Source organism: Rubrivirga sp., from assembly GCF_049648075.1.
Classification (GTDB): Bacteria; Bacteroidota; Rhodothermia; order Rhodothermales; family Rubricoccaceae; genus Rubrivirga.
In genome coordinates this window covers 1-5531 of sequence record NZ_JBARYR010000418.1, presented here as the reverse complement: position 1 = coordinate 5531, position 5531 = coordinate 1, and the positions used below count along the sequence as shown (strand labels likewise).

The 5531-nt window shown below is 66.0% G+C and carries 6 protein-coding genes and 2 pseudogenes; 2 read left to right on the top strand and 6 right to left on the bottom strand.

Features of this window, described 5'->3' with window-relative positions; genetic code table 11:
* From WBA11_RS11955 to WBA11_RS11935, 5 genes and pseudogenes are all read right to left on the bottom strand, one after another.
* A pseudogene (locus tag WBA11_RS11955) lies at positions 1-424 on the bottom strand (hypothetical protein); the annotation flags it as partial.
* A gap of 4 nt (positions 425-428) precedes the next feature.
* Positions 429-893 carry an MFS transporter gene (locus WBA11_RS11950; RefSeq protein ID WP_424520909.1) on the bottom strand — a complete coding sequence of 155 codons (465 nt, stop codon included), beginning with the start codon at positions 891-893 and terminating at the stop codon, positions 429-431.
* Between the two features lie 27 nt (positions 894-920).
* A pseudogene (locus WBA11_RS11945) lies at positions 921-1982 on the bottom strand (sugar porter family MFS transporter); the annotation flags it as partial.
* Between the two features lie 107 nt (positions 1983-2089).
* On the bottom strand, positions 2090-3019 hold the full coding sequence (locus WBA11_RS11940; protein WP_424520907.1) for a glycosyl hydrolase family 17 protein: 930 nt from the start codon (positions 3017-3019) through the stop codon (positions 2090-2092).
* 10 nt (positions 3020-3029) lie between these two features.
* Positions 3030-3881: a glycosyl hydrolase family 17 protein gene (locus WBA11_RS11935; protein ID WP_424520906.1), complete on the bottom strand. Its 852-nt coding sequence runs from the start codon at positions 3879-3881 to the stop codon at positions 3030-3032.
* Between the two features lie 354 nt (positions 3882-4235).
* On the opposite strand from WBA11_RS11935, the gene WBA11_RS11930 reads away from it, so the two are divergent.
* A complete protein-coding gene (locus WBA11_RS11930; RefSeq protein ID WP_424520908.1) occupies positions 4236-4619 on the top strand; it encodes a rhodanese-like domain-containing protein in 384 nt (127 codons plus the stop codon).
* An 11-nt stretch (positions 4620-4630) separates the two neighbouring features.
* Positions 4631-4945 (top strand): thioredoxin family protein, encoded by a 315-nt coding sequence (locus WBA11_RS11925; protein WP_424520905.1) that lies wholly within the window; start codon positions 4631-4633, stop codon positions 4943-4945.
* Between the two features lie 10 nt (positions 4946-4955).
* On the opposite strand, the gene WBA11_RS11920 is transcribed toward WBA11_RS11925, so the two are convergent.
* A partial coding sequence (locus tag WBA11_RS11920) for a hypothetical protein (RefSeq protein ID WP_424520904.1) occupies positions 4956-5531 on the bottom strand: 576 nt, incomplete at its 5' end.

Here is a 5531-nt window from a genome sequence, read left to right as displayed (position 1 = left end):
GGACGCGCTCCAGCTGCTCCGCGACCGCGGCCTCGTCGTCGTAGTCGAACCCGAACACGCCCCGGCCCTCGCCCGGCCGCTCGCGCGCGATCTCCAGGCCCATCGTCACCAACAGGCCGTTCGCCGCCGCCGCGTCGAGGACCTCCTGGCCCGTCTGCTGGCCGTTGTCCGTCCGCCAGGTGCGGAACGAGTTGGCGCCGCGCGCGGCCAGCGCCTCGATGTCGCCGAACTCGAGGCCGGCGCCCTCGACGAAGAACGGCGCGCCGTCCACGGTGATCTGGTAGCGCCCGTCGGTCTGGCGTAGCTCGACCTGGCGAGGTCCGTCCTCGAGGACGGAGGCCGGAGCGCTGATCGGGTCGGGGTCGCGAGGGGAGCCGCAGGCTGCGAGCACAAAGACGAGGGCGAGAACGGAGATCGAGCGCATGGACTTATACTTTAACGAGTTGAGCTTCCAGTTCTTCGAGCGACTTGCCCTTCGTTTCGGGGACGACGAACCACACGAACACCAAGCCCACGAACGCGATGATGCCGAAGATGGCGAACGTCGTCGCCGCGCCCAACGCCGCGAGCTCGATGGGGAATACCTGCTGGACGATGTAACTCACGGCCGAGTTGATCAGCCCAACGAAGGAGATCGCCAAGCCACGGATCCAGTTCGGGAACAGCTCGGAGAACAGAACCCACATCACCGGCCCGAGCGAGATCGCGAACGACGCCACAAACCCCAGAATGCCGACCAAGATCAGCGTCGGGTTGAGGTCGACGGCGTCGGTCAGGAACGCCGACTCGTACTGGGCGGCGGCCTCCGGCCCAATCGCGTCGGCGAGAGCGGACTTAAAGGCGACGTCGTTGTCGTACGACTGACCGACGAGCGACGAAACGCTCGGAGCCATCGCGGCGTCCTCGATGATGACGACCGCGTCGTCGGAGACGGTGTACGTCGCCTGGCCGAACCCGTAGGCCAGCAAGCCCATCGCGATCGTGATTCCGACCAGACCTCCAATCAAGAGCGGCCGCCGACCCAGACGGTCGATGAACGCGATCGCCAAGAGCGTAAACACCAAGTTAATGACCCCGACGAAGATGGCCTGGACGAACGCCGCGTCGGTGCCGATGCCGGACTGCTCAAAAATCGTCGGTGCGTAGAAGAACACCGCGTTGATGCCCGTCGCCTGCTGGATGACGCCGATGACGACGCCGATGACCAACACGAGTCGAAGCGACGGCGAGAACAGGTCTTTCAGCCCGCCCTTGTCAGCCTCCTTGTCCTCGGCCATGCTCCGCTGGATCTCGTCGAGCTCCTGCGTCGCGGCCACGCTTCCGACCGCCATCTGCATGATCGGCAAGGCCTCTTGAGGGCGTCCCTGAGCGACCAGCCAGCGGGGACTGTTCGGCACGAAGAGCAGGCCAACGAAGTACACGACGGCCGGGAGTGCCTCGAGGCCGAGCATCCAGCGCCACGAGTCGGGTGCGCCGTCGAGCCACTGGAGGATGAGGTAGTTCGTAAAGAACGCGACCGTGATCCCGACGACGATGTTGAGCTGGTTGAACGAGACCATCTGCCCGCGCATCTCCGGCGGCGCGATCTCGGCGATGTACATCGGCGCGATGATGAGCGAGGCGCCGACCCCGAGCCCGCCAATCATTCGCGCAATCACGAGGGTCGTGAAGGTGGGCGCCAAGGCCGACCCGACCGCTGAGATCGCGTAGAGGATGGCTGCGGCGTAGAGGATCGGCTTCCGTCCGAACCGGTCGGCCAGTGGCCCAGAGACCATCATGGCGAGCGTCGCCGTGAGCGTGAGCGAGGCGACAGAGAACCCGAGCTGTGCCTTCGTCAGCGCAAACTCCGTCTCGATAAACCCGACGACCCCCGAGATGACGGAGGCATCGAACCCCATGAGGAACCCCCCGAGGGCCACAATGAAGGCCGTGCGGATGACGTAGAAGCGGTTCGGCATGGGCGTCAGGACGGTGCGGATGAGAGGGGATGAGCTGAAAACCTTTTCAACTCATTCCCATGTTACCGGCCACATGCCGGCTCCGCAAGCGCTTCCAGGACGCGTTGCCTTGCCGTAGGGCGAGACCCCTCTCACGAGAGCACGAGCAGTCGCTCCACCACTGGCTTCGGCTGGCGGTCGACGGTATAGAGGCCCCAGTGCTTCTCCGGTTCCGATGGGTCCGGCGACCCTTTCCATGGCTCGTCGAACGCCTCGAACACGAACGTCAGAATGCCCTGCTCACGGCTCCACGCCATCAACTGCTCCACGTATGCCTCTTGGAGCTCGGGCGACGCCTGCGCCGGGTCGATCCCACGTCCATTCGAGCGCGTCGTCCATCCAGCCTCCGTCACGATGACGGGCGTGTGGGGATAGTGCTCTGACACGCTCCGAACGTTTTGGTCGGTGTACGAGAGGGCATGCTCGAGAGGCTGGTGCTCCCAGACGGGGTAGGTGTGGACCGAGAGCAGATCGAGTTCGGCGGCCAACGGGGCGAGCTTGGCTGTCCACGGCACGTAGTTCTCGCAGAACGTGATGGGCTGGGCGACGGCGGCCTTGACGCGTCGTGCGTACGTGACGAGCCGGTCGACCGGGACCAAATGGTCCGTCCACTCGACCGAGGCCTCGTTCCCGATCGACACGGCGAAGACCTCTTCGTATCGGTTCGCGAGCGCGATCATCCGGTCCAACTCGGCGCCGTTTGCCTGACGGTTCGCAGCGAGCGTCTCGGCCGAGTAGACGCCGCCCCACGGGCAACCCGGGTTGCTCACCTCCGCGCCGATCGCAGCGCCGAGCATCACGCGGAACTCGAACCCCTCCTGCTGGATGGCCTCCAGCACCAATTCCGCGTGCCGGCCGGAGTCGTACAGGCGGAGGTAACGCCAGTGAGGGGCGAGAATCTCCAGGTCCTCCCGGACGTCGTCGTAAGACGGGTAGGTATCGGTGAGAGGGGACTGTCCCTCTCGGTACCCCGAGTAGCAGATCGCGGGGCCATACTCGACCCCAATGTTGTCTATCGTCATGACTGTAGCCCTAGGCGAATTTGAGAGTGCCGTCCTTGTCCCAAAGACCCCAGAACGCGCCGACGTCGCCCTCGGCGCCGACCTTCCAGGCCTCGTCAAAGGCGGAGAAATAGAAGATGTCGACGTCGTCCTCCTCGGCCCACTGGTAGGTCCGCACAAAGTACTCGGCCGCTCGGTCGAGGCCGGGCTCGGCGGCGTGGAAGGGCGTGCCGGAGGTCGGCCAGCCGGTCTCGCTGATGATGACTGGTCGGCCGCCGGCGACCTTGACGGCACGCCGGTACATCTCTTTCATGTACAGGAGGGCGAACTCTGCGGGACAGCTTTCCCAGTATGGGTAGCAGTTGACCATGAGCACGTCAACGGCCTCGGCAATCGCCGGGTAGAGCTCGAAGAGGTAGTACGCGTCGACAAAACTGACGGGCACGTCGTTGGGGACGGCCGCCTTCGCCCGCTCGATGTAGTCGACGAGCTGTCCCTCCGTGATGTCCTCCCGGAGCATGTTCTCGTTGCCGACGGCCAGGATGTCGGCGTGACCTGCTCGGGCGATCTCGATGCCTGCCGCGAGCTGGCGCTCGTTGGCCTCGAGGTCGGCATCGAGGTGGACGCCCACTAAGGTCTTTATCCCTTTCTCGTGGGCGATGCGTGGGATGGCCTCGTGGCCCTCGGTGGTCGAGAACGTCCGGATCCAGCGGACGTGGGGCTCGATGACGGCGAGCCGTTGGCGGATCTGGGCCTCGGAGATCTCGTCGCCCGGCTCTTGCCCATCGAGATAGGGGCTGAACGCGATGCCGTGGATCCCACGGTCCAGCGTCTGGCGAACGAGCGAGAGTTGCTCGGAGGCCGGCCGAGATGCGACCTCCACACCTCGGACCTGGATCCGATTGGGGGCTTGGTATGCTGCACCACGGCCGCCTGAGCGCGAGTGGGACGATGGTGGAGTAATCGGTCTGGACACAGAGAGGGGTTCGGTTCGAAAAGAGTCCGACGAGTGCGGGCGTGTCAGCGTCGAGGCCCGGACTGATGCGACGGGGCCCGGGTTGGAGCCTCACGCAGCGAGAGTGAAAAGGTTTTCGCGCGCCGAAGGTGGTGACCTCCGGCACCTTGGGTGAGTGCCCTCGAGGTCGGCGCCGCGGTTTCGCCCGCTTCTCAAACAGCCGCGACTTCGGCATAGGCGTCCTCGACTCCATCTCTCTTCCGATCATCCCGTGCAACAGGTCTGCGAGACCGTCGTGTCACCGTCATCGGTCTTCACGTCCCCGAGCGCCGTGTCTCACCTATTTGGAGGTCGTCCTCGACGTCTGCCGCCGCATCCGTCGCCGATCGTGACAGGGACGTTCCTGTCCTGGATGTTTGCACGCCGAGCGAGATCGCCGGGGGCCACCTCGAGGGCGCCGTCGACGTCGGTGTTCTGGCAGACAGCTTCCAGAAAGACGTCGAGGCACTGGAGCTACCGGGGAGTGGCCCCGAGTACGTTCACTGTCAACCCGGGAGCCGGTCGAGACGGGCGGCAAGAGTTCTCAGACGGATGGGACATACCGGAGCCGTGGACGTAGACGGGTTCGGCGCCCCCCGAGCGGCCGGCTCCGGCACCACACGCTGACCCCCAGAGCCATGCCCGACCGATTCCAAACCGACGTCCTCGACAAGAGCCACGAGAAACCTGTCGTGGTCGATTTCTGGGCGCCGTGGTGCGGCCCGTGCCGTGTGCTCGGCCCGACCATCGAGGGGCTCGCCAAGGCGAGCGGCGGGGCGTGGCGGCTCGTCAAGATCAACACCGACGCGCACCCGTCGCTCTCGCAACGCTTCGGCATCCGAGGCATCCCGGCCGTCAAGATGTTCGTCGACGGGTCGGTCGTTGCCGAGTTCACCGGCGCCCTTCCGGAGCCCGAGGTCCGGCGCTGGCTCGACGCGCACCTGCCGGCCTAGTGGCGACGCGTCATGGCCGAGATAGCCTGGCGTCCTGCACGATGGCACTCGCGAGCGACGTGAGCGCCCCGAGGTAGACGCCCCACGACACGCCCCCGTCGGACACGTTGAAGTTCGCCTGCCCGATGGCGTAGCCCGACCGCACCCCGCCGCCCTCGGCGCCGGGATCGAGAGCGAAATAGGCCCGGGCGATCAGGAACTGACGCCCCTCCACCACGGACCCGACGCCGAGCCGGTCCGCCGTCCCGTCGATCGAGAACGACAAGCTGTCCACGCGGAGCCGGATCGCGTCGCCCTCGAGGTCGACCGGGGCAGACGAGACGAGGGCCCCGCCCGCCGGCGCGTCCGGCCACACGACCCGGTCTCGCGTTGCGTCGTCCAGCATGAGATCGAACAGACGGCTGTAGAGACGATGCCCCACGCTCGTCGAGGTGGGCTCTATCGAGAGCACGACGGTCTGTCTGGGCGTCACCTCCACCGGAGCAGGGCTTCCATAGACCGCCTTTGCCGCGCCGCACCCCCCGACCGGAACGCACAGCGCGACGAGGAGAGCGATCCGGGCTCGTGCCGGAGAAAACGCTAGACG

Coding starts and splice junctions, on each gene's coding strand:
- WBA11_RS11950 (WP_424520909.1), bottom strand. CDS start 893: ATGGCTCCGAGCGTTTCGTCGCTCGTCGGTCAGTCGTACGACAACGAC.
- WBA11_RS11940 (WP_424520907.1), bottom strand. CDS start 3,019: ATGACGATAGACAACATTGGGGTCGAGTATGGCCCCGCGATCTGCTAC.
- WBA11_RS11925 (WP_424520905.1), top strand. CDS start 4,631: ATGCCCGACCGATTCCAAACCGACGTCCTCGACAAGAGCCACGAGAAA.